The sequence below is a fragment of the Kangiella profundi genome, assembly GCF_002838765.1.
Lineage (GTDB): Bacteria > Pseudomonadota > Gammaproteobacteria > Enterobacterales > Kangiellaceae > Kangiella > Kangiella profundi.
Genome location: NZ_CP025120.1, coordinates 1,351,702 through 1,376,684, shown reverse-complemented (window position 1 = coordinate 1,376,684; position 24,983 = coordinate 1,351,702). Strand labels below are relative to the sequence as shown.

At 42.9% G+C, this 24,983-nt stretch carries 23 protein-coding genes; 14 read left to right on the top strand and 9 right to left on the bottom strand.

Features of this window, described 5'->3' with window-relative positions; translation table 11 throughout:
• The first annotated feature begins 27 nt into the window (after positions 1 to 27).
• From CW740_RS06410 to CW740_RS06350, 13 genes are all read left to right on the top strand, one after another.
• Entirely contained in the window at positions 28 to 2,370 is a 2,343-nt protein-coding gene (locus CW740_RS06410) for a DNA internalization-related competence protein ComEC/Rec2 (protein ID WP_106646743.1), read from the top strand.
• A gap of 67 nt (positions 2,371 to 2,437) precedes the next feature.
• The gene (locus tag CW740_RS06405; RefSeq protein WP_157826405.1) at positions 2,438 to 3,160 is read left to right on the top strand and encodes a hypothetical protein; all 723 of its coding nucleotides are present in this window, start codon (positions 2,438 to 2,440) and stop codon (positions 3,158 to 3,160) included.
• Positions 3,161 to 3,335: 175 nt separating this feature from the next.
• A complete protein-coding gene (locus CW740_RS06400; RefSeq protein WP_106646741.1) occupies positions 3,336 to 3,614 on the top strand; it encodes a hypothetical protein in 279 nt (92 codons plus the stop codon).
• A 334-nt stretch (positions 3,615 to 3,948) separates the two neighbouring features.
• Entirely contained in the window at positions 3,949 to 4,602 is a 654-nt protein-coding gene (locus CW740_RS06395; protein WP_018624844.1) for a MotA/TolQ/ExbB proton channel family protein, read from the top strand.
• A 30-nt stretch (positions 4,603 to 4,632) separates the two neighbouring features.
• The gene (locus CW740_RS06390; protein WP_106646740.1) at positions 4,633 to 5,055 is read left to right on the top strand and encodes an ExbD/TolR family protein; all 423 of its coding nucleotides are present in this window, start codon (positions 4,633 to 4,635) and stop codon (positions 5,053 to 5,055) included.
• A gap of 7 nt (positions 5,056 to 5,062) precedes the next feature.
• On the top strand, positions 5,063 to 6,811 hold the full coding sequence (gene msbA, locus CW740_RS06385; protein WP_106646739.1) for a lipid A export permease/ATP-binding protein MsbA: 1,749 nt from the start codon (positions 5,063 to 5,065) through the stop codon (positions 6,809 to 6,811).
• 31 nt (positions 6,812 to 6,842) lie between these two features.
• Positions 6,843 to 7,808 (top strand): tetraacyldisaccharide 4'-kinase, encoded by a 966-nt coding sequence (lpxK, locus tag CW740_RS06380; protein ID WP_106646738.1) that lies wholly within the window; start codon positions 6,843 to 6,845, stop codon positions 7,806 to 7,808.
• Positions 7,798 to 7,983 (top strand): Trm112 family protein, encoded by a 186-nt coding sequence (locus CW740_RS06375; protein ID WP_106646737.1) that lies wholly within the window; start codon positions 7,798 to 7,800, stop codon positions 7,981 to 7,983. The genes lpxK and CW740_RS06375 overlap by 11 nt, the downstream gene beginning before the upstream one ends.
• Positions 7,973 to 8,743 (top strand): 3-deoxy-manno-octulosonate cytidylyltransferase, encoded by a 771-nt coding sequence (kdsB, locus tag CW740_RS06370; protein WP_106646736.1) that lies wholly within the window; start codon positions 7,973 to 7,975, stop codon positions 8,741 to 8,743. Before CW740_RS06375 ends, kdsB begins: the two co-directional genes overlap by 11 nt.
• Positions 8,744 to 8,774: 31 nt before the next feature.
• A complete protein-coding gene (locus CW740_RS06365) occupies positions 8,775 to 9,260 on the top strand; it encodes a low molecular weight protein-tyrosine-phosphatase (RefSeq protein WP_106646735.1) in 486 nt (161 codons plus the stop codon).
• Between the two features lie 88 nt (positions 9,261 to 9,348).
• Positions 9,349 to 11,115 carry an arginine--tRNA ligase gene (argS, locus tag CW740_RS06360; RefSeq protein ID WP_106646734.1) on the top strand — a complete coding sequence of 589 codons (1,767 nt, stop codon included), beginning with the start codon at positions 9,349 to 9,351 and terminating at the stop codon, positions 11,113 to 11,115.
• A 123-nt stretch (positions 11,116 to 11,238) separates the two neighbouring features.
• Positions 11,239 to 12,672: an NAD-dependent succinate-semialdehyde dehydrogenase gene (locus CW740_RS06355; RefSeq protein ID WP_106646733.1), complete on the top strand. Its 1,434-nt coding sequence runs from the start codon at positions 11,239 to 11,241 to the stop codon at positions 12,670 to 12,672.
• A gap of 116 nt (positions 12,673 to 12,788) precedes the next feature.
• On the top strand, positions 12,789 to 13,574 hold the full coding sequence (locus CW740_RS06350; protein ID WP_106646732.1) for a class I SAM-dependent methyltransferase: 786 nt from the start codon (positions 12,789 to 12,791) through the stop codon (positions 13,572 to 13,574).
• Here the strand turns inward: CW740_RS06350 and CW740_RS06345 are convergent.
• From CW740_RS06345 to CW740_RS06305, 9 genes are all read right to left on the bottom strand, one after another.
• Complete coding sequence (locus CW740_RS06345; RefSeq protein ID WP_106646731.1) at positions 13,571 to 14,959, bottom strand: MBL fold metallo-hydrolase RNA specificity domain-containing protein; 1,389 nt, start codon at positions 14,957 to 14,959, stop codon at positions 13,571 to 13,573. The genes CW740_RS06350 and CW740_RS06345 overlap by 4 nt on opposite strands.
• A complete protein-coding gene (locus CW740_RS06340; protein ID WP_188459690.1) occupies positions 14,949 to 16,544 on the bottom strand; it encodes a Na/Pi cotransporter family protein in 1,596 nt (531 codons plus the stop codon). Before CW740_RS06340 ends, CW740_RS06345 begins: the two co-directional genes overlap by 11 nt.
• 13 nt (positions 16,545 to 16,557) lie before the next feature.
• Positions 16,558 to 17,442, bottom strand: coding sequence for a ribose-phosphate diphosphokinase (locus tag CW740_RS06335; RefSeq protein ID WP_106646730.1), 885 nt, complete (start codon positions 17,440 to 17,442; stop codon positions 16,558 to 16,560).
• On the bottom strand, positions 17,439 to 18,953 hold the full coding sequence (locus CW740_RS06330; RefSeq protein WP_106646729.1) for a thymidine phosphorylase family protein: 1,515 nt from the start codon (positions 18,951 to 18,953) through the stop codon (positions 17,439 to 17,441). The genes CW740_RS06335 and CW740_RS06330 overlap by 4 nt, the downstream gene beginning before the upstream one ends.
• A gap of 20 nt (positions 18,954 to 18,973) precedes the next feature.
• Positions 18,974 to 19,720 carry an endonuclease/exonuclease/phosphatase family protein gene (locus CW740_RS06325; protein WP_106646728.1) on the bottom strand — a complete coding sequence of 249 codons (747 nt, stop codon included), beginning with the start codon at positions 19,718 to 19,720 and terminating at the stop codon, positions 18,974 to 18,976.
• Between the two features lie 28 nt (positions 19,721 to 19,748).
• Positions 19,749 to 20,039 (bottom strand): hypothetical protein, encoded by a 291-nt coding sequence (locus tag CW740_RS06320; RefSeq protein ID WP_106646727.1) that lies wholly within the window; start codon positions 20,037 to 20,039, stop codon positions 19,749 to 19,751.
• Between the two features lie 554 nt (positions 20,040 to 20,593).
• Complete coding sequence (gene arsB, locus CW740_RS06315; protein WP_106646726.1) at positions 20,594 to 21,613, bottom strand: ACR3 family arsenite efflux transporter; 1,020 nt, start codon at positions 21,611 to 21,613, stop codon at positions 20,594 to 20,596.
• The gene (locus CW740_RS06310) at positions 21,613 to 22,116 is read right to left on the bottom strand and encodes an arsenate reductase ArsC (RefSeq protein ID WP_106646725.1); all 504 of its coding nucleotides are present in this window, start codon (positions 22,114 to 22,116) and stop codon (positions 21,613 to 21,615) included. The genes arsB and CW740_RS06310 overlap by 1 nt, the downstream gene beginning before the upstream one ends.
• A gap of 62 nt (positions 22,117 to 22,178) precedes the next feature.
• Complete coding sequence (locus CW740_RS06305) at positions 22,179 to 22,520, bottom strand: metalloregulator ArsR/SmtB family transcription factor (RefSeq protein ID WP_106646724.1); 342 nt, start codon at positions 22,518 to 22,520, stop codon at positions 22,179 to 22,181.
• 195 nt (positions 22,521 to 22,715) lie between these two features.
• Here CW740_RS06305 and CW740_RS06300 point away from each other — a divergent pair, with 195 nt between their 5' ends.
• Complete coding sequence (locus tag CW740_RS06300) at positions 22,716 to 24,968, top strand: heavy metal translocating P-type ATPase (RefSeq protein ID WP_106646723.1); 2,253 nt, start codon at positions 22,716 to 22,718, stop codon at positions 24,966 to 24,968.
• Positions 24,969 to 24,983 lie beyond the last annotated feature (15 nt).

Below are 24,983 nucleotides of genomic sequence, written 5' to 3'. Positions count from 1 at the left end.
AAACAATCAGGATAAGGACTATCCATTATGTTTGTATGGACGCTGGCATTATTAGCAGGTTGTTGCTCTATACTGTTCATTCCAAGCTTGTCGTTTGATGTCATCATATTATCAACGCTGTTATCGGCACTGGCAGTGTTTGGTCTTGCCTCGACTGCCTTATGCATCTTAACAAAAGCCCCCAAAGCAATTAAAACAAAGCTATTGGTGTTCGGAGGTTTGAGCCTTGGAATTGTATGGTCTTGCAGCAACGCTTATTGGCAATTACAACGCCAAATACCGGAGCCCTTCAACAATCAGGCGCACATTATAGATGCCGAGGTTATTGGATTACCAGCGATTTATCCCGAGTATTGTCAGTTTACGGCCCGAATCCAGAAAGCCAATGAATTTAAACTGTTAGGCAGGGTAATTCGACTAAAGTTCTATCAATCTGAATGTCCTTTCGAATTAGGTCAGGTATGGCAAATGCAAATCAAGCTCAAGCCAATTCATGGCCCAGTCAATATGGCGGGCTTTGATCTGGAGAGATTTTATTTTGAACAGGGCATTGATGGGCGGGGTTATGTGCGCCAGGATTTTCTTGTATTAAAGTCAGAAGCTTCTAATCCCGTACATCAATTCAGGCAACTGACGCATTCGCAATTATCCAGCTTACACAATGCTGGGATCTTTCAGGCATTGTTGATTGGCGAAAAATCATCCATTACAGATCAGCAAAGAGACGTCTTACAGAAACTTGGACTGAGTCATCTGATCGCCATATCAGGCTTACACATTTCAATTATCGCGGGTGTGAGTTTCTGGCTTATCCGTTCGCTCTGGGGATGGATGAGTGGTTATAAACTGACCAGGCGATGGCCGCCATTGTTTGTTGGCTTGTGGGGTAGTTGCATAGTGGCCTTTAACTACAGCGCAATGGCTGACTTTTCTATTCCAACGGTTCGCGCTTTGATCATGTGGTGTTCGGTTGCTTTGGCTTTTCTGCTGCAAAGGCGATCGGCGATTTATGAAGGCTTAATCTGGTCACTGTTATTGGTGCTACTGATATTTCCACTCAGCGTCTTATCGGCCAGTTTTTGGATGACCTTTATCGCCGTTGTGGTGATTAGTCTATTGCTGATGGGGCGCAGTCAACAAAACCATAACTGGAAACACAAATTTAACAGTTTATTAAAACTGCAAGTTGCCATAACTTTAACGCTGGCCATTCCATCATTGTTGTATTTTCAGCAGGCCAGTCTGCTTGGCATGATGGTCAATATCTTCATGATTCCCTTATTCAGCATCCTGTTATTGCCAGCCATATTTCTAAGCTTCTTGTTGAGTCTCATTGGAATCGATTGGCAGTTTCAGCAACTCGATGCATTAGTCAGTGTATTTTTCAAATTCAGTAAAGAACTTTTGAACAGCGACCTTATCGGAAGTTCTTCCTTGTTTGTCATTAACACAACTCTTCCAACTTTTATTGGCATTCTGCTATTCATGGCTTTAATGATTTGCTGGCTACCACTCTCAAGTATCAAAAGACCCTTGGTAGTTTCTACATTGGTAATCAGCGCAATTATGCTGATGGGACAAAAACTCGACAGGGAATTATCAGAAGCTAAATGGTCAATCGATGTTTTCGATGTGGGGCATGGCTTAGCCATACTTTTGCACAACAACCGTCACGCCATACTTTACGACACCGGCTACGCCAGTCCAGGCTCCAGCGCAGTAGAGAGTTACATCATTCCAAGTCTTAGAGCACTTGGTATTTCAAAAATCGACACATTAATACTCAGCCACAAGGATAATGATCATGCAGGTGGCGCTACCCAACTTCTCGAAAACTTTCCAGTAGACCAAATTATCGCCGACTCCTGGTACGATAAACCTAGTCAGCCATGTGAAGTAGGGCAGGTCATTGAGCTTGAAGATGCAACACTAGAGTTCTTATATGGCGAACAAAATGCAGTATCCGACAAACCCAACAATCAATCCTGCGTGGTAAAAATCACCATCAATGATTTTAGCTTACTGATTCCAGGTGATATCGAAAAAGACGCAGAGTACCTGCTAGCCAGCAGCGAAGTCTTTGCAAAACTGGAAGCTGATATATTAATAGCCCCACACCACGGCAGTAAAACCTCATCAACCTATCCCTTCATCAAACGCGTCGATCCTGAAATCGTCATCTACACCAGCGAACTCTACAGCCGCTATCCAATCCCACATCCCAGCGTCTATAAACGCTATCAGGAATTCAACATCAAAGGCGAACACTCAGGCTGCGCAGGCCAAATCACCATTAATCCTTATGACGGAAGCATAAAACGTTGGAGGGATGAGCAGAGGGTATGGAGGAAAGAAGCTTGTGAAGTTTGATAAAGTAGACTAATAAGAAATAAGAATGTAATGTTAGGTTCATCATAAATAATGACATGAAACAAATATGCTCAATAAAGTTAAATATATATTTTTATCATTGCTACTATTTTCCTGTGTCGGTACGCCAATCGAAACAAAAGTAGGAAGTCCAATTAGTCAAAACTATGTATTTATTACTAATGTTAAGCAGGAAGCCAATGTAGGAGATACAATGACATCATCTTCTCCATTGCCACTTCATAAACAACTGATAGTGGAGTCTGATATTGCCACAAGTGCTCCACATAGAAGTAAAAACTTTAGAGTTTTTGCAAGCTCTGGCTCGTACACATTAGTAGCTCAAGATGCCTATGGTTTATTTTTTGAAGCAGATGGTAACTACGTTAAAGTTGACAATGATTACGTTGTCGGTGGCTACTATATGAGCAAAATAAACAGCAATGACTTATCTATTTATTGGCATTGGAAAAACTCACTAAAGAACTCTCCAAACGGCACAGTTTATATTGCCGATATTTCTAAGAAACCTAATTACAAAATTACTGAAAGTATTAGTGGGCATAATTTTCGAGGCTTTGTTTCAACTTTGACTTATGGTGGAATTGCTAAAGGAAAAATCATGTTTGTTTATCGCGAGTTTTCTGATGGTTTTGCTAGAGATGCCTTTACTCAAGAAGTTTACTTGGATTATAAACCAGAGAGTATATACGCATATAAAAATTCTAGATTTGTAGTACATAAAGCGGATAACACTATGATCTCCTATACTTTGCTCAAACCACTTTGAATAAATAGCATGTAATTAATGGAATCAGAGTAAATTAAGGCGCTTTGCAGGAGATAAAGATTTACTATGAACAATCAAGATAGTCCGTGACATTAATGGTGTCTTTTTCTGTTGCGCCATTAGACTGTTGTTGTAATGCCATTCAATATGAATTTATGCGTTTAGGAGCTCAATCATGGGAAAAATATTTTTATTATTAACGCTAATTTTAAGCGCTTCATGTGCGTCTAATACGGGCATCATCAATATCGGTGAGGAAAAATACTTCATTGCTAAGCAAGCAGCTACTGGGTTTTCAGGTACGGGTTCCATTAAGACTGAATCATTAAAAGAGGCGGCGGCATACTGTACTGCCCAAAATAAAGAACTAAATGTTATAAAACTAGATGAAAACGAGGGCCCATATATCTTAGGTAAATACCCGCGAGTTGAGCTTACATTTACTTGTATATAAACTCGCTCTCAAAGATTAAAGGCTTATACTGAATTACAAGCTTGTAGAAGGTTGCGTTGTGACTCACTGTTTCAGTATCATCAAGTTTTATGGTGCGTCGTGACGCACTCTACCGGAAATACACACCTTCTTTATTCCCCCTAACCACGTCACAGTTGGGCGTAATTAGCTCTTGCTCTTGCTGGGCGTCTACTGCAAAATGGTTCGGTTCCTAATTTTAGAATTGTTTGTTTTTCAAACAATTAGGCCTGTTGGCCAAAGTAAACTATAAGCTGGCAATAAAATGATGATAAGCCAGTGATTTATCAGTCTTTTTCGAATATAGAGGGGAAATATGCCTTTATTTGCTACCTCAAGCGGCATGTTATTTGATCTGCTTAAAACAGGTGGTTGGACGATGGTTCCGATCATGCTGTGTTCCTTGATTGCTATGGGTATTATCGTTGAGCGCTTCTGGAGCCTGCAACGTAACCGTATTTTGCCGAAACACCTGGTTGCTCAGGTTTGGACCTGGATTAAGAATGGTCAGTTCGACAAGACCAAGATGCGTGATCTGAAGAATAGCTCGGCGTTGGGTGAAGTCTTAACCGCAGGTCTTTTGAACCATCAGCACGGTCGAGCGGCGATGAAAGCCAGTATTAATGAAGCAGGGCGTGCGGTTGTGGTGCGTTTGGAGCGCTTCTTGAATACTTTGGGCTCGATTGCTTTGGTGACTCCTCTGTTAGGTCTTTTAGGTACTGTAATCGGTATGATCCGCGTATTTACCGTGATTCGCGTACAGGGCGTGGGTAATGCTGATGCTCTGGCTGGCGGTATCTCGGAAGCGCTTATTACCACTGCTGCTGGTATGGCTGTGGCGATACCAACGCTGGTTATGCACCGTCATTTCTCGCGTCGCGTTGAAGAATTGGTCAGTGAGATGGAACAAGAAGCCTTGAAAATGGTGGATGTTCTACACGGCGAACGTGAAATCTTCACTGGCAACTAAGCCGACTAACGAGCAGGCTTTGTAATTAATATGTGGCAAAACAAGAAAAAAGAAGATTTGCAGCTGAACCTGACACCACTAATTGATGTGGTGTTTTTGTTGCTGATTTTCTTCATGGTTTCTACCAGTTTTAAGAAAGAGAGTAAAATCAGTCTTGATTTACCAGAGGCTAATGGTGAAATTGCTGAGAAGCTGCCTGAGTCCATTGAAATCAGTATTAACAAGGATGGCGAGGTGTTTGTTAACGGCGAAGGCTTGATTAATCGTCAACTAGAGACTATAAAGGACGCCATTAAGCAGGTAGCCAATGATCCTTCAACGCCGCTGGTCATCAATGCAGACGCTCAGGCGCCTTATCAGGCAGTCATTAGCGTTATGGACGCAGCAGGGCAAGTAGGTTTTAATAACCTGACATTAGCTACGCAACAACCGAAATCGGACACTCAAGACTAGTCGACTCATGACTGAACCAAAAAACTACACAGGCTGGGAAATTTATAAACGCCTGTTAGGCTTCACCAAAAAATACAAAACGGTTTTTATCGTTGGCGTCACCGCGAACATACTCTTTGCGCTGGTAGAAACCTATTTTGTAAATTCGATTAAATACCTGATCGATGACGGTATTAAAGCGCGTGACAGTTATTTCCTGCTGGTTAAAACGCCTCTATTTATTATGGGCGCCATTATGCTGCGCGGTGTTTTCAACTTTGTCTCGGTTTACTGCATGGGCTGGGTGGGCCGCAAAGTGGTGCAGACCCTGCGTGAACAGCTCTATGAACATTTCGTACGCCAACCGACCGAATTCTTTTCTAAGCGCGCTCCCGGTAATCTTTTATCGACCTTAACCTTTAATACTGAGCAAGTTGCCGTTGCCAGTTCTGACGCTATCACATCAGCTTTGCGTGCTGGTGGAACCATTATTTTTATCATCACCTTCATGGCGATTACCAGCTGGCGCTTAACACTATTCTTATTCATTTTGGTTCCAGTCGTTGGCTGGGTGATTAAAGTCAGTGCGCGCCGTTTGAAGAAAGTTAGTAGCAGTATTCAGAACGTAGTGGGTGATGTGACTCGAGCAGCCGAAGAATCCATTAAGGCCAATCAGGTTATTAAAATCTTTGGCGGTACAGAGCGCGAAATTGAAAACTTTAACAAGCAAGCCAATCGCAACCGCCAACAAGACATGAAGCTGATTGCGACCAAAGGGCTTGCGTCACCAGTTATTCAGTTTATTGCCGGTATTGGTTTTGCAGCCATTATGTATTTTGGCAGCCAGGAAATGCTTAATGACCGTATATCAGAGGGTGAGTTAATTTCCTTTATTACGCTGATGGCGATGATTCTGCGTCCGTTAAAAGAAGTTAGCAACGTTAATACACATTTGCAGCGCGGTATCGCTGGCGCGCAGAGTGTATTCGATATTCTAGACCTGCCTAATGAGCCAGATGAAGGGACAAAGGTTATTGACGAGGCAGATGGCTCTATAGAATTTAAACACGTCAGTTTCGGCTATAAGCCTGATGAAAAAGTTCTCAATGATATTTCCTTCAATGTGCCGGCTGGTCAATCCATTGCATTAGTGGGCAAGTCGGGCAGCGGTAAAAGTACTATTGCCAGCCTGTTGCAGCGACTTTATAACATCAATCAGGGCGAGTTATTGATTGATGGGATTCCAATTCAGGAATTGACGCTCGACTCGTTGCGTAAACAGATTGCCACCGTGTCACAAAGCGTAGTGCTGTTTAACGATACCATTCGCCATAACATCGCCTACGGCCGCATGGACGAAGTTTCTGATGAAGATATCATTCAGGCCGCTAAAAACGCTCATGCTTGGGAATTTATTGAAAAACTTCCACAAGGGTTGGATACCATAGTTGGCGACAATGGTGTGATGCTCTCTGGTGGTCAAAGACAGCGTATTGCGATTGCGCGTGCCATGCTTAAGGATGCTCCGATTCTGATTCTCGATGAAGCGACATCAGCTCTGGACACCGAATCTGAGCGTCACATTCAAGAAGCTCTTGAAGAGTTGATGAAGGATCGAACGACCGTTGTCGTTGCTCACCGCTTATCAACTATCGAAAATGCTGATCGAATTCTGGTGTTAAAAGATGGTGTGATTATTGAGTCAGGAAGCCATCAGGAACTGCTTGGTAAAAATGGTGAGTATACTCGTCTTTATCAAATGCAGTTTAGTGAATAAACGCACAGCCAATTAACCAGCAGGATAGGGCATGGCCATTTCCAAAAGCCAACAGTTTTTTGAGTCATTGTGGTACCGCAAAACTGTCTGGTGGCTTTGGTTGTTATGGCCATTGCAACTTCTATTACGGATTCTTGTTTTTCTTCGCAGAACTTTCTACCGGATTGATCTTTTCAAATCGACTAAACTCAATGTGCCTGTCATTGTTATTGGCAATATCACCGTTGGCGGTACCGGAAAAACGCCTTTAGCCATTTATCTCATCGAACTTCTCAAAAGCCAGGGATATAAACCCGGGCTTATTAGTCGTGGTTATGGTGGAAAGTCTGAACATTATCCTTTAACAGTAACTGAATCTATATCTGCGGCTGAATCTGGTGATGAGCCATTCTTGATTCGCAGAAGAACTCAGGTACCTGTTGTGGTTGACCCGATTCGTGCGCGTGGTGCCAAGGAGCTCGAAGACCAGGGTTGCAACATCATTATTTGTGACGATGGACTTCAGCATTATGCTTTGCAGCGCGATATTGAGATTGTGGTGATTGATGGCCATCGAAAGCTGGGTAATGGTTTGTTAATGCCATTGGGTCCATTACGGGAGCCACAATCACGCTTGAAGCGTGCTGATTATATTGTCGTTAATGGAAAGGACATGGTGCTTGAACCCGATACTATTCAAGCCATAAATGGGCACGACAAGCAGATTCAAGAGCCATTCACCGCAGTGGCAGCCATCGGTAATCCAGAGCGCTTTTATCGAACACTTGAAGGGCTGGGCTATCAATTTGATAGCCAATCATTTCCCGATCATTATGAATTTTCAGAACAGGACTTTGAATCATTTCAGGGCAATATTGTCATGACTGAAAAAGATGCTGTGAAATGCCTATCGTTTGCTGATGAGCGTTTTTATTTTTTACCCGTTAGCGCTAAACTGTCTAAACAGTTTATACAGTCGTTAATGGAACAGATTAAGGCTATAACGCATGAATCATAAACTTTTAGATGTTCTGGTTTGCCCGATTTGCAAGGGCGACCTGGTGTATAAAAAAGATAGCGAAGAGCTAATTTGTCGCTTTGATAAATTGGCATACCCCATTCGAGACGATATTCCGGTAATGCTGGAAAACGAAGCGAGAAACGTCTCAAGCGAGGAACTTGATGCACTTTAAGGATTTTATTGTTGTTATTCCGGCTCGTTATGCTTCGAGCCGACTACCAGGCAAGCCGCTAGCCATGATTGGTGGCAAGCCTATGATTCAGCATGTTTATGAAAGAGCCATGATGGCTGATGCTAAACAGGTTGTTGTGGCAACTGATGACAAGCGAGTTGAGCAGGCGGTTAAACTGTTTGGCGGTGATGTTTGCATGACCCGGGAAGATCATGTTTCGGGTAGCGACCGTCTTGCTGAAGTCTGCGAAAAATTATTGCTTAAAGACGACACCATTGTGGTTAATGTTCAGGGTGATGAACCTTTCATATCCCCTGAGAATATTCGTCAGGTTGCCGAAAACCTTCATCAGCATACCGCATTTCCTATGGCAACCTTGTCTACGCCTATCACGGATGCGGAAGAAGTCTTTAATTCAAATGTGGTTAAAGTTGTGGCTGATGAGCATGGCAAAGCACTGTATTTTTCTCGTGCGCCAATTCCATGGCAACGTGGTGCCTTTGAAGAGCAGCGCGTGCAGGAAATTGAGCACTGCCAGCGTCACATTGGAATCTATGCCTACAGAGCTGGTTTCTTAGCTGAATACGTCAAGATGGCCCCAGCCATGATAGAGCGTATGGAGTCGCTAGAGCAGCTACGTGTACTGGCTCATGGTTATTCGATTCATGTAGAACAGGCCAGCGAAGCGCCTGGACTGGGTGTTGATACTCAGGAAGATCTGGAAGCTGCGGAACAATTCTACCGCATGCACCGTCTATAATTCATATCTCATTTAAGGAAAAATCTTAGTCATGCCAAGATTTTCAGTGTTATTCGTATGTCTCGGAAATATATGCCGTTCACCAACCGCGGAAGGCATTTTTAAACATAAACTCGACCAAACGGAATTAAGCGATCGAGTGTTCGTTGATTCAGCAGGCACGAGTGCTCATCACGTTGGTGAGTCTCCCGATCCAAGAGCTCAGGAAGAAGCCAAAAGGGCTGGTTATGACTTATCCTTTGTCCGTTCTCGACAGGTTCGTGAAGTAGACTTTCATGAGTTTGATCTCATTATTGCAATGGATGAGTCTAATTATTACAACTTGAAAGACCTGGCTCCTGAACCGGAATATCATGACAAAATTAAGCTTTTCCTGGCTGATTTTGCGCCTCAGCTACCAAAACGGGATGTTCCAGACCCATATTATGGCGGCAAGCAGGGTTTCGTTGAGGTCATTGAGCTAATCGAAGCGGCCAGTGATGGGTTGATTGGACATTTAAGGAAATTACACCAATAATTCCCTCGATCCGTGGCATGCACAGCTCAAGCAGGTATAATAGCGCCAATTTTTTCTATTGTTTCAACGATCTGGACCTGTAATCAAAATGCTTGTATCTATCGAACAACAACTCAGCCAATTATTTGCCGATGCATTTGAAAGTCTTGAACTGCCACGTGAGCTTGGCGATGTTCAGCGTTCAAACCGTCCTGATTTAGGCCACTATCAATGTAATGGTGCCATGGCTGCAGCTAAGCTGGGTGCAGGCAATCCTTTCGTTACTGCTGAAAAAGTGGTTGCAGCGTTATCTGAAAATAGTCTGATTGAGAAAGTCGACGTTGTTCGCCCCGGTTTCATCAACGTTTTTGTCAATGCTGAGTCGCTAGCGAAAACACTGGAAACGTTCGGCTCCGATCATACCTTCGGTTGTCACGAGGATAAATCCAACACAAAAGTCATGATCGACTTCGGTGGCCCTAATGTTGCCAAGTCCATGCACGTTGGGCATTTACGCACAGCCATCATTGGCGACTCATTACAGCGTATTTTCCGTTTTAAAGGCTATAACGTTGTTTCCGATGCTCACTTGGGAGATTGGGGCACGCAAATGGGTATGCTGATAGAAGGTTTGAAAAAGCGTCAGCCGGAGTTAGTGTATTTTGATGCCGACTTTAACGGTCCATATCCCGAAGAGTCACCAGTAACCATTCAGGATTTAGAAGAAATTTATCCTCAGGAATCAGGCTTGTGTAAGTCTGATGAGACCGCCGCAGAGAAAGCCCGTCAGGCGACACTTGAGTTACAAAATGGTCGTGCTGGTTATCGTGCCTTGTGGCAGCACTTTGTTAATGTTTCGGTCGCAACCTTAAAACGTGACTATGGCGAGCTGGGTGTTAGTTTTGATTTGTGGAAAGGTGAAAGTGATGCCGATCCATTTATTCCTAAAGTCATTCAGGAACTTGAAGACAAAGGTCTTGCGGTCCGTGACCAAGGCGCTTTGATTGTGCCGTTTAAAGACGAGCAGGGTGAGGCAGTTATGCCACCTCTAATCTTGCGCAAATCTGATGGGGCAGTGATGTATGGCACAACAGATTTAGCAACGCTTTATGAGCGTGTTTATGACGATCATGCCAATCTTGTTCTTTACGTAGTTGATGGTCGTCAGCAGCAGCACTTTAAACAGGTTTTTGCAGCAGCGGATCTGATGGGTATGAACGCCAATACCGAATACGAACATACTTACTTCGGTACGGTGAATGGCAAGGACGGCAAGCCCTTTAAGACTCGCTCTGGCGGTGTCATGAAACTCCATGACCTTATCCAGATGGCAAAAGAAGAAGCCCGTAAGAAGTTGGCAGAAAGTAACTTCGGTGACGATTTCAATGACGATGAAAAAGAAGAGATCGCTCATAAAGTAGCTATTTCAACCTTGAAGTTTGCTGATCTAAGAAATTACCGTATCAAAGACTATATTTTTGATTTGGAAAAATTCAGTGAATTTGAAGGCAAGACAGGTCCATACTTGTTGATGCAGGTTGCTCGGATTAAGTCAATCTTACGTAAGGCTGAAGAGGCTGGTGCAAAACCGGGTGATTTAATGCCAACCACGGATAATGAATTGGATTTAACCTTTGGTCTTTTGGACTTTCCTTCTGCTCTTGATAAAACCGTCGATAAGCGTGCACCGCATTATCTTTGTGAGCATCTTTATAACCTTGCGCAACAGTTCAGTTCTTTCTATCAGAAGCAGCACATAATGAATGAACCTGACAAAGCACGTCAGGCTAGCTTATTACGTTTGAGTCAAATTTGTTTGGCACAACTTGAAATGGGCCTAGAGTTATTGGGCATCGAAACTCTGGAACGTATGTAACTTTATTTTCAACTCTTAAGGTATAAACCTCGAATTCTTCACGCTGTTACGTAGTGAAACTTTGATTAATCAATAAGCTTCGTTAAGATGGCTCCAGATGGAGCCATTTTTTTTTGGAGTCTTATGAACGAATCATTAGTCAAATCTCGCGCCTTTATTAACGGCGAATGGGTTAAAACCAATAAGCGATTTCGTGTTGATGATCCTTTTTCGCAGGAACTGATCGTTGAAGTTTCGGACTGCGGGGAAGAAGAAGCAAATCAGGCGATTGAAGCTGCCCACAACGCTTTTCAAACATGGAGTAAAACCACCGCGCAGGAACGTTCTGATAAGCTATTGGCCTGGTATGATTTGATCATTGAGAATCTTGATGACCTTGCCGAAATTCTGACTACAGAGCAGGGCAAGCCTCTTAAAGAAGCTAAAGGTGAGATTCAGTACGGTGCTAACTATATTAAGTGGTTCGCCGAAGAAGCGCTTCGTATCGATGGCGATATTATTCCTTCCCCTGATGGCCAAAAACAGATTCATGTCATAAAACAGCCGGTTGGCGTAGTCGGTATTATTACACCTTGGAACTTCCCACAGGCAATGATTGCCCGTAAAGTAGCACCAGCTCTTGCCGCAGGCTGTACCGTTGTCATTAAGCCAGCTGCCGAAACCCCATTATCTGCATTGGCGATGGCAGAACTATCGCTACAGGCTGGGATTCCAAAGGGCGTTATTAACTTGGTTCCAACCAGTGAAGCTAGTGTAATTGGCGAAGCTATAACTTCCAGCTCTAAGGTTCGCAAGATTTCTTTCACTGGATCCACCAAAGTGGGCAAGATACTTATGAGCCAGGCAGCTGAAAACGTTCAACGAGTCACTATGGAGCTGGGCGGCAATGCGCCATTTATTGTATTTGATGATGTAGATATTGATGACGCAGTCGAAGGCATTATGGCTAGTAAGTTCAGAAACTCAGGACAAACCTGTGTTTGCGCTAATCGAGTTTTTATCCATGAAACAATTTACCAGGAAATTGTCGAGAAGCTGACAAATAAAGTGGAGTCGATGAAAACTGGTTCAGGGCTTGAAGATGATGTTTCTATAACGCCACTTATTAATCAGGCCGGAATTGATAAGGTTAAACGCTTGGTACAGTCAGCCAAGGATAAGGGTGCAAAAGTTATTGTGGGAGGGAATGTCTCTGACAAACACAATCAAATTTACGAGCCGACTATATTAACCGACGTCAGTTTCGATATGGATATTGCCTGCGAAGAGATCTTTGGCCCCGTTCTGTCATTAATCCCATTCAGCAATGAAGAGTCTGTTGTTGAGCAGGCAAATGCCACTAAAGCTGGTTTAGCTGCCTATGTCTATACCGATGATCGCCATCGGATCAAACGCCTGAGTGAGCAAATAGAATCAGGCATGATTGGTTTTAATGAAGGCATCATCTCCAATCATATGGCGCCATTTGGTGGCGTTAAAGAGTCCGGAATGGGGCGTGAAGGCTCAAAATACGGTATCAGTGACTATCTAGACATCAAGTATTTGTGCATAAAATAGTCAAAGAATGGGTTAAGAGTACTAGCTAACTCATTGAAAATGTAGTACAAAGAAGGTGCGAGCCTAATACGCGATAGGTTATGCGCTCGTACCTAATTTCAAATAAGGAGTCAGCTATGAATTTTCAAGAAGTTGAATCCGTAAAACAATCCTTAGAATTAAGCAGCCATCGGCTGGTTGATTTCCTTCCTTTTCTTTATCAGGACTTTAAAGAGCTCGGTAGTAATACTGGCTATATGATAGAGCTCATAGATGAACAACAAAAAACGGCTCCTGATAAACGTGTTCTCGATCTCTGTTGCGGTAAAGGCGCAACTCTTATGACACTCGCAAAACATTTTAACTGGCGTGGCATTGGTGTTGAAGTGGTCAGCGATTTTGTACAACAGGCTACCATGGATGCCTTTAGTCAAAGACTCAGAGGGCAGGTAGAATTTGTTCGTGAAGATATTTCTACTTTTCTCGATCGCAACACTGAGCTTTTTGATGTCATTGTGTTTCCAGCCTGCACCAATGTGTTAGGTGACAGAGTAGAGTCCTTGGATATCCTATCTCAGCATATCAAGGATGATGGATTTATTTTGGTTGAGAGCGACTATAAAAGTCACAGTTTTAACATCGGTAGTGGACTTGAATTAACCAAGAATATGGATGATGTCATAGCGGAATCCAAATTAACGACTGCTCGCAAGGTTATCTGGGATCAGAAGGTTTTAATCGATATATATCAGCGAGATACCATACGTTTAAACACCCGAGTGAATGAACTAAAAACCAGACAACCAGAAATTAAAAGAGAACTCGAACAATTTATTGAGCATCGTAACCAACATCTGCAAAATTACAAAGACAATGAAGTTGCTCGAGCTAGCTGGTTATTAGTCAAACAAAAATTAATCTAGACTCTAATTACTTCTCCCTGCTTAGCGATAGTTATTTCGCTATCAACATTTTGTGTCATGAAGTCATGGAATTCTTGAATGGTGGTTTGAGCACCGTGCACAAGCACCAGGCGAGGAGAGTTCTCAAACTTCTGATACCACTTCAGTAGATCTTTTTGCCCGGCGTGAGCTGAGAAGCCACCGATGGTGTGCACTTTGGCTGCTACTTTAACGGTCTCACCCCATAATTTTATGTATGGTGCACCTTCTACGATTCGATTACCCAGAGTTCCTTCAGGTTGGAAACCTGCAACAATCAGAGAACATTGAGGCCTCCAAATATTATGCTTTAGGTGTTGCTTAATACGCCCACCATTCATCATACCGCTACCTGCAATGATTATGGCACCCTTGTGAATACTATTCAGTTCAATTGACTGCTCGGTATCAGGTGTAAATTTTAAGTTGGGTAGCTTTTGATGCAAGGTCTCGCCTGACCAAAGATATTGGCTTTCTTTTTTATAGAGTTGCCAATACTTTCCATAAGTATTCGTCACTTTGATTGCCATTGGTGAATCGAGGTAAATATCCCAATCGCTCAGACGCCACTCGTTATAGTACTTAGCAAAGTAATACAGCAGTACCTGTGTTCTACCGACGGCAAAGGAGGGTATCAAAACGTTGCCTCCATGCTGGCGGGCCTCGTCGAGTGCAGTTTTTAATTCAATAATTGAGTCATCCCAGCTTTGGTGGTTTCGGTTACCATAGGTTGACTCCATGATGACCAAATCAGCTTTACCATAGATATTTGAGTCTTCCTGGATTGGTGAACCAGGGTTACCAATATCACCACTTAGAATGATACGTTTAGTGTGGCTATTTTCTTTAACTAATAGCTCCACATGCGATGATCCAAGAATGTGTCCTGCATTATGCAGAACCATAGTTATATCTTCTGTAATCTCGATTGGTTGTTTATAAGGATGCAGGTTCAAGAGAGAAAGAACAGGCGGCACATCATCCTGCGTATAAAGTGGGTCAAGTAATTTAAGCCCTTTGCGGCTACGTTTTGTATTGGACCATTCAGCTTCTTTTTCCTGAAGGAATGCACTATCCATTAACAGAATATCCAGCAAATCAGCATTGGCTTCATGAGTATGAATAGGCCCTTGATAACCCTGGCTAACCAGTACCGGTAACCGGCCACTATGATCAATGTGAGCATGAGTCAGGATAACAGCATCAAGTTCACGCAGAGAAAAAGGGAAGGGCGCGCGGTTACGCTCCTCTTTTTTAGGAGCCCCTTGGATAAGACCGCAATCAATGATGATATTGCTGTGTTCAGTGGTAATCTGTATGCAGGAACCGGTGACTTCTTCCGCTGCACCATGGACTTTAATTTTCATGGTTGGTTTCCTTTATCGTTTTATCAATTAATTCTAAAGCCTGCATGTAATATTTGCAGGATTTATAGAGTGATTTGTTTAAGTTTAATAATGTCGAAATGATATCCACAGAAATGTTCTGGCTTATTTGTGAGGATAAGAGATTTGCTTCACTGGTTTTGAATTCGTGGTAAAGCTTTTCGTACCAACTCTTACTGAAGTCTTTAAAACTTAACTCAACTTTCTGATCGAATAGATGCCTGGAGTCTTCATAGAAAGCCTTTGATTGATTAAAAATAGGGAACATTGTTTTGTCATGATATGACTCGGATAAATCTGGCTGCTCCAGATCTGCCAGAAGATCTTTCAGAAGCTTTGCCGAATAGATACCGTCCCTAATCGCTGCCAGAAGATTATAAATTACCTGTGTTTGTTCCTGAGTCAATGGTCGCTCTGATAATTGACGAGACAGCTTAATAAATAGGCCTTCCATTTTTTTTAGCTCAAAATAGTGTTCAGGATTGATGTAATCTATTGATAGACATTTCTGGTTAAACTGACTCACTTTGTTCATGAAGGCAATGGTTTCAGAACGAAAATGTTCGATGGCAACCGGAGGCATGTTAACCGGGATCAACGACAGTCTACTTTCAATTGGGCTGAGACTGTCAGAAAAGCGTAATGATAGGAAGTTTACAAAGTAATTAAATAGTGTCAGGTAAACCAGTATCCCAATCAGATTGATGATACTGTGGAAAGCTACAATGCTAATCAAAACATCAGTGATATTTAGAAACTCAAAGATTGTTTTGATGAAAGGTAGTATTAAAAATACAGCAACAATTGCGTTGGTCAGATTAAAGACAACATGGGCCAATGCCAGTTGTTTCTTGATTTTAGCGCCTTTTATGCTGCCTAAAATTGCTGTGCTCGTTGTCCCAATATCTGCACCAACTACAATAGCAAATGCGTGTTCAACACTAATTAACCCTGCGTGTGCAGCACTTAAATTCATCATCATGACAGCTGAGCTGGATTGAACTAGTGTTGCTAACAAAATACCAACAGCTACGAATATGAACGGTGACTGGCTTTGTAGGTTAGTGATATCAAAGTTGTGGCTTAACGCAATGGTACCGGATTTAATTAAATCTAAACTGAAAAGAATCAGACCAATACTGATGAACAGCGTATAAAAAGCAACTTGATTAGTATTCTTTGCAAAGAAAACTCTCAATAGCGCTGCGAAGCCAATAAAATAAATGGCAAAGTCACCCAGACTGAACTTAAAACCAAGATAGGTGACCAGCCAACCGGTGGCCGTAGTACCCAGGTTCGCACCGAATATAACACCAACCGCCTGCTTTAGATTGAGTAGCTTAGAACTGGCAAGTGCTAATACAATTATGGTGACTAATGAGCTGCTTTGCACAACGGCGGTACATACAGCACCAGTTGCTACAGCGGAGATTGATGTTTTTGTCCAGGAAGTAAGGTAATAGTTAAGCTTGCCGGAAGCTAGTTTGGCCAGGCTTGATTCAATAAGCGACATTCCCCATAGGAAAATACCTACGCCTGCAAAAAAGTTAAGCCATTCCGAGCTCATCAACTGATTCCCATCACTTTACCAGTTTATAGCTTTCAGCAATGCTATCGGATACATCTACTGCATTACTGACGTGAGGAATGGTATTGCAGGTAACAATCTGGCTGATATGGGATTGAGAAAGCATGCCATAAGCATTTTCATTGAATATGGCATGAGTAGCGATACAGCTAATTGTATTTATGCCTGCATCTTCTAGATGTTTGGTTATCTCTAGAATGGTATGCCCCGTTGAAATGATGTCATCGACCAGTACTACCGTTTTGTCTTTGTGATCTTCAATACCTCGAATAGTAATTTCTACATCTTTATCGCCATGACGGACTTTATTGGCTACTAAAAAGGGTACATGAATTTCACTGGCGATTGCTTCAACCCACTGCCGACTTTCGCTGTCAGGTCCAATGATGACGGGGTTATTGATATGAGTTTTAATCCACTGCGCAATTGGGCTGGTCGTGTGAGCCAAATAAGTTCGAATAGGGTACACCTGATCCAAACTAAAAAAACGATGGAGGTGAGGATCAACCGTAATCAGCGCATCAATATTTTCGGAAAGTATTTCAGCAAAGTGTCGCGCAAGAATCGATTCACCGTCATTGAACACTGCATCTTGACGCATGTAAGGGAGGTAGGGTGCAATAAGTACAACTTTTTCTGGCTCATGCTCTCTAATCATGCGCAGCACAAATAATAAAGGAAGAATCTTGGTGTTTGGATGGGATAGGTCAGCTAATACGACGACTGTTTTTCCTTTGCATTGATTCTGTAGCTGAATATTAACTTCACCATCAGGAAAATAGTGCATGGATAATTTACCCATGGTCGCCCCAATTTTTTCACAAACAGGCGCTGATAGATTCAGGTTGTCCGATAAATCAAAAAGCAGGGTACTCATAATCCTTCCTCAATAATAATCATTTCTTTGTGGGTGTTGTAGAAATCCAATGCATACTCAAGCTCTCCGGGAGCTTCTGAGTGAATAGTAAGCAAAGTAGAGCCCTCGGTAATGTAATGACCTACTTTTGCCTCCATGTAGACACCTGATGCATGATCGGCCGGAGCACCAGCGAGCTTAGCTAAACGTGACAGGAGGCGGTTGTTGATGCGGCGTATATAGCCGCTTCTTTCGGCATGAACATCCATTTTGCAGCAAGCAACAGGGGGGTGTTTAAAGCCTCCCTGTGCTTCGCAAATCTGCATAAAGGTTTTCCACGCTTCTCCAGACTCGATTACTCTTAATGCTTCTGATTTGCCTTCACCTGTGGCCTCAACTTCTGCATGCTCTAGTAGCACTCCAGCAAGTAACACAGAGCGTTCTTTTAAGTCAGCTGGTGCTGAACTAGCATTTTTTAATACCCCTATAACATCCCAAGCTTCGAGAGCTGGACCAATGCCGTAGCCTACAGGCTGAGAACCATCGGTTAGCACGACTTTTACTTTAAGCCCCATTTCTCCACCTACAGTGGTCAGTTGGTTAGCTAGTGCCTGTGCACTTTCTTCGCTTCTTAATTTAGCAGTAGGCCCAACGGGTATATCAATTAATACATACTTTGAACCTGCAGCAATCTTCTTCGAAAGAATTGAAGCAATCAGCTGTCCCTCAAAATCAATATCCAATGCTTTCTCGACACTGATCAGAATGTCGTCAGCAGGACTCAGGCTTACAGAACCTCCCCATGCAAGACAGCCGTGATGTTTTTGAACCACCTGTTTTAATTGCTCGAAACTTAAATCAACCTTGGTCATCGTTTCCATGACATCAGCTGTTCCCGCTGGTGATGTGATTGCACGCGAAGATGTTTTAGGAATGGTGAGTCCCTTTGCAGCGAGAATAGATACTACAATTGGCGACGTTCGATTGCCTGGCAAACCACCAACACAATGCTTATCAACAATTTTATCACCGGGCCAGGTCAATGTTTCACCCGCATCAACCATACCTTGAGTCAAATACAGAATTTCATTCTGGGTCATATTGTTATTAGCACAAGCAGTAATAAAAGCAGCAAGATGCACGTCCATATAATGCCCATCCACTATATCGCGCATAATTTCCTGCAACTGATGTTTATTTAATTCATGGCCAAATGCTTTAGCGCGAATATAGGCAAGAGAATCAACTTGAGGAGCATGTGATAGTTTAATTCGTTGGCCTTTTTTGAGCTTTAGGCGTTTCCAGGCAGTTTCCGAAAGTCCTGCGAAACCCGACTGAATTAGATCACTATATACAATAAGCAGGGTGGCAATAATTGATTTGTTGTTTACTTGTACAAGTACACGAGACATGCTCTCAAAACCTTCTGAGCGAGCTACTGGCGAATCAGAACGCAAAAAAATAAGAGGCTCATGGCGTGAGTTAATCCCTAGTCTTAATGCAACTGGTAATATTGATTCGGTTTTATCCATTTGGATTATTACTCTATTATTTATATCTTAAACTCGGCAATAACCGGTTTATGATCACTGGCTACTTTCGATAATTTTTTTCGACACAGGAAAACATTTTCGAGTTTTAAATCGCCTTGATAAAAGACCCTGTCCAATCCGCCTCTAGGAGAAAATGATGGATAGGTTTTTAATGCTGATACCTTGTTCCTGTAGCGTCTGTCTGTGGCACATTTGAAACCTGCTTCTTCAGTCATTGGTTTGCGTAGCAATGACCTCCAATCATTGAAGTCTCCGATTACTAACTTATTAGCATCTTCATCAAGCTTTTTTAGTTCAGTTGAGTTTAATAACTTTTGAATTTGCTTATCACGCTCTTTAGCCGAAAGTCCAAGATGCAGGTTGAATACATCAAGATGAACTGTTCTCGAGGGGCTTGAGGGAATATCGATGGTTGTATGCTGACATCCACGACGTTTTTTATTATCTATTGTAAGGTCAATATTTCGCTCGCGAACGATTGGAAAACGACTGAGGGTTGCGTTGCCGTAATGACCTTTTTTGAGGCTTACATTTTTGCCAAGTACGTAATAAGGAAAATCAAGCGCTTCAGCAAGTTCTTTAGCAAGATTTAGTTCTCGCGAGCGGGGCACTCCATCGTCAACTTCCTGGAGAGCTATAATATCTGCATCATAGCTCTCCAGAATCTCAACAATTCGTTCAGGACGAAACCGACGATCAACGCCAATTGCGCGATGAATATTGTAAGTTATGACCTTAAGGTTCATCCTGTATTGTCCAGCTTAATGATAGGGATTAGTCAGTAAGGTCGCTGGAACGAAATGCTTGCTTTATATCCTTGTATGCTTCCTGCAGTTGATGACCCAAAAGTACAAAGCCTTTACCAACATCTTCAGAAGCTTTTTGAGCACCTTTGCCAATAGTTTTAGCCTTGGCTTCAAAACGCTCCCAGTCATGCTCGGTTTCTTGCCATTTATCACGTAATTCCGCTTTCGCTAAGTGAGCTTGAACTTTTAGCTCATCGCGCTGGGTTTTTAGCTTTTCGTAAAGCTTTTTTGCTTCCGCTTTCAATTCTTCTTCATTCATGATGCAAACTCCTTAATTCCATGTGTTTAAGAGTGTAAAGCACACATTATGTATATCATATTAAGAGTTTAACTGCTTGATTTTTGTCAAGGAATGAGGAGGAATAATTGGTATTGATTAGTTGAGATATATGAATATCAGAATGGGTAGGGGCGGTATCTGTACGTCTAGCCCAAAGTAGGTGCGAGAAGTACTCGGATACAGCTTTCGAAGGACGTAGGGACAACTCATGAGTTGTCCCTGGTAGCTAATGTAACCCTTATTGTATTGAAAGATAAAGGCAGATCCTGAATCAAGTTCAGGATGACATGGGAATTGGTGTGGTACTAATTCAGGGGGACTTTACGGTAAAGTTAATTGTGCACCTACAAAATTAATAAGATTTACCTAAAACAGGTACTCCTAACTAGAGGATTGTCATCCTGAACTTGATTCAGGATCTGCTCTTAAGGATCTTTATGCAAAAGGGCAAGCAAAAGGACCAGTCTACGGCAAGAGTGGACATATTTATGAATAAAGCAGGGACAACCCATCAGGTGTCCCCACAAATAAGCCTACCCCTTAAACCAATGCTGAGTCCGGTTAGCAAAAGCCACAAGGGATAGCATCACGGGTACTTCAACTAGAACGCCCACAACAGTGGCCAATGCAGCGCCAGAATGCAGTCCAAACAATGAAATAGCGACCGCTACTGCAAGCTCAAAGAAATTCGAGGTACCAATCATGCAGGCTGGCGCGGCAATATTATGTGGAAGCTTCATAAATTTTGCAGCGACGTAAGCAATGATAAAAATACCATATGTCTGAATCAGTAACGGAATAGCAATTAGACCAATATCGAGCGGTTTAGCGAGGATTTTTTCGGCCTGAAAAGCAAACAGCACAATGATGGTTAGTAATAGCCCTAAAATAGACCATGGTTTCGACTTAACAAGAAACATGTGTAGTCGATGATGGTCATCTTTCTTGTCCAGTACATTTCGGGTTATGGCACCTGCAATCAGCGGTAACAGCACATAGAGGACTACCGATAAAAGCAAGGTTTCCCAAGGCACAGTAATGTTGGTAACACCTAACAGGAAGGCGGCCAAGGGAGCAAAGGCAAACACCATAATGACATCATTAATCGATACCTGAACTAAGGTATAGTTGGCGTCACCTTTGGTTAAATGGCTCCACACAAAAACCATAGCGGTACATGGTGCAACGCCCAGTAAGATCATACCTGCGATATATTCATTTGCCGTTTGTGGGTCAACCAGATCTGCAAAGAAGAACTTAAAGAATAGTACGCCAAGAGCGGCCATGGTAAACGGTTTTATCAACCAGTTGACGACTAAGGTTAACACCAGACCTTTGGGCTTTTTGCCCACATCCTTAATCGATTTGAAATCAACCTGAACCATCATTGGGAATATCATTAGCCAGATAAGCACTGCAACGAACAGGTTTACATGGGCATACTCTAGCTTAGCGATATAGTTAAAGACCTCTGGCAAAACGTTGCCTAAAACAACGCCAACGACGATACATAAAGCAACCCATAGCGATAAAAATCGTTCAAAAACACCCATTAAAATAACTCCCCAAGTTGTTGCAGTTCAGTTTTAAGTTGATCAGCATCCATATGTTCGAAATCTTTCTCCAGAAGCGTGTTAATTCGCTTTTCTATGACCTTAATGACATGCGCAAAAGCTTTAGCTTCTTCCTCTTCGGAAGCATGATCTCCAGAAACACTCTCTCCAGAACTGGGACCTTTAGAAGGATCTGGCAAACCCCAGTGCACTTTTAGGGTTTTACCCATCCATAGCGGACAGCTTTCGCCAGCTGCGCTATCGCAAACGGTTATAACCACATCGGGATCAAAGTCGCTCAGTTCATCCCAGCTTTGACTCGTTAACCCATCAGTGCTGTAGCCATGTTGGCTAAGATATTTCAGGGTAAGAGGATGGACTATGCCGCGTGGAGCGCTGCCGGCACTGGCGGTTTCAAGACGGCCTTTGCCAAGTGTGCGGGCTATAACCTCGCCAAGTACGCTGCGGCAGGCATTATGCGTACAAATAAACAGTATTTTCATGCTCTAACTCGTTTATAAAAAGGATTAAAATAATTCGCTAACCATTTGTAAATAAATGCAATTTAGCAACATAGAGAGCGTTCTGGTCTATTTGCCATGTTTCCAAGACGCTTAATGTTATTTGCTACAAATTGCTGGTTACTTTGCGCAGTTTCGGCTAGCACTTTGACAGTCCAATTGGGTAGCTCGGGGTTTAAGCGGTAGTAAACCCACTTGCCATCACGCCTATCGAGAAGCAGTCCGCATTGGCGTAATTGTGCTAAATGGCGTGAAACTTTTGGCTGATTCTCGTCTAATGCTTCCATCAGCTCACATACACATAGCTCAGACTCTTGTTGTATTAAGAGCAAACTTCGCAATCGGGTCTCATCGGCCAGGCATTTAAAAAAATTAGTCGGTTCCATCTAATTGCCCCATAAAGACATATATGGCGGCCAATATATATGAAAAGGCATATATGTCAATCATGGTTAAATACGATGGTTTAAACGAGGTCAGTAAGCCCCCAAAATCTTATGGTTATTTTTCTAAATAACTAGTGATAGAGTAATAGGTATTAACACAGTAAGCATTACCATTAATGGTTAAGGTTAAGCTGCATGAGTGAACATTCTTCCCATTCAAAAGCCGTAGAGCTCAATATTGAAGGAGCAGGCTGCGCCAGTTGCGTCGGTAAAATTGAAGGTGCTTTAAAAAGTATTTCAGGCGTTGAAAGCGCCGAGATGAACTTCGCAGACCGCACCGTTACCGTTAAAGGGTCTGCAAATACCGACACCATGATTGAAGCTGTTGAGAATGCGGGCTATCAGGCGTCGTTAATTGAAAATGAATCAGAAAGCGACGCGCTGGAAGAAAAGGAACAGGCTAATAAAGCTTACTATAAGCGTCTGATGACCAAGATGTGGATTGCGCTTGGAGTTGGTGTGCCTTTAATGGCTTATGGGTTATTAGGCGGAGCCATGACCGTAACCACCCCAAAAGAACGCATTGCCTGGTTGGTTGTTGGACTGATCACATTGGCCATCATGTATTTCTCAGGAAAACATTTTTTCACTGGCGCCTGGAAATCCTTCAAAAATCACTCCGCGAATATGGAGACTCTGATTGCATTGGGCACAGGTACGGCCTGGGTCTATTCAATGATTGTGGTATTTTTCCCTGATTCGTTACCCGAAATGGCACGTCACGTCTATTTCGAAGCAACAGCCATGATTATTGGTCTTATTAATTTGGGCCTGGCCTTAGAAGTTAGAGCGCGCGGTAGGACCTCAGAAGCTATTAAACGCTTGATTGGCTTACAGGCTAAAACTGCAAGAGTGATTCGTGACGGTGATGAGAAAGATATTCCCATTGAGGATGTACAAAAAGATGACCTGGTGCGAGTACGCCCTGGTGAAAAGATTCCTGTTGATGGCGTTGTGACTGAAGGCAGCTCCACGCTTGATGAATCGATGCTAACGGGCGAACCCATGCCCGTTGAAAAAGGAGAGGGCGACGAGGTTTCAGCCGGAACCATTAATAAAAGCGGAACCATAATTTTTAAAGCCACTCGAGTGGGTAAAGATACGGCCCTGGCGCAAATTATTAAAATGGTTAAGCAGGCGCAAAACTCTAAGCCTCCAATTGGTAGATTAGCGGACGTTATCGCCGCGTATTTTGTGCCGACTGTCATGATTATTGCGGTTATTAGTGCCTTGGTTTGGCTGAATTTCGGAGCACAAGATGCCATTGCCTTTGCCGTGGTTTCTGCGACTACCGTTCTGATTATTGCCTGTCCCTGTGCGCTAGGTTTAGCAACGCCCATGTCAGTTATGGTGGGTGTTGGTAAAGCCGCAGAAGCGGGTGTATTGATTCGCAATGGTGAGTCGTTGCAGACTGCTTCGAAAATTACAGCCATGGTGCTCGATAAAACTGGCACGATTACAGAAGGCTCGCCCAAAGTTACCGACATTGTTGCCTATAATGACTTCTCTGAAAATGATGCGCTACAACTGGCAGCCAGTCTCGAAACAGGCTCGGAGCATCCTCTTGCACAAGCCATTGTTGAATCGGCAAAAGAAAAAGATATTGAACTCAGCAAAAGCTCAGACTTTAATTCTATTGCCGGACATGGTGTAGAGGGAAAGGTTGATGGTAAGCATCTTTATTTTGGTAATGAAAAGCTAATGCGGGACCAAGGCATTGATATTGACCATGCAGTCGATAGAGCACAGGAGCTTGCTGGCGAGGCGAAAACACCAATGTACTTTGCCGTTGATAAACAACTCGCTGCTATTTTAGCGGTGGCCGATCCTATAAAAGAAGATTCTATCGAAGCAATTAAACGATTACAGCAAGCGAATATCCGAGTTGTAATGCTGACCGGTGATAATAAAGCCACAGCCAAAGCAGTAGCTAATAAAGTCGGCATTGAAGAGTTTTTTGCGGAGGTTTTACCAGAGGATAAAGTTGACAAGGTAAAACAACTGCAGAAGGAAGGCGAGCTTGTTGGCATGACCGGTGATGGTATCAATGATGCACCAGCGCTGGCACAAGCAGATGTTGGCTTTGCCATTGGAACGGGTACTGACGTTGCTATTGAAAGCGCTGATATTACTTTGATGCGCGGTTCTCTACATGGCCTTGCGGATGCCGTGGCTACCAGTAAAGCCACATTGCGTAACATCAGACAAAACCTGTTTGGCGCCTTTATTTATAATGTTGCGGGCATACCTATTGCCGCAGGCTTGTTGTATCCCTTCTTCGGTATTTTGCTGAGCCCCGTCATTGCAGGTGCAGCCATGGCATTCTCATCGGTGACCGTGGTGACTAATGCCAACCGCCTACGTTTTTTCAAACCTAAAGACCATTAAGCCAAAAAGGACATC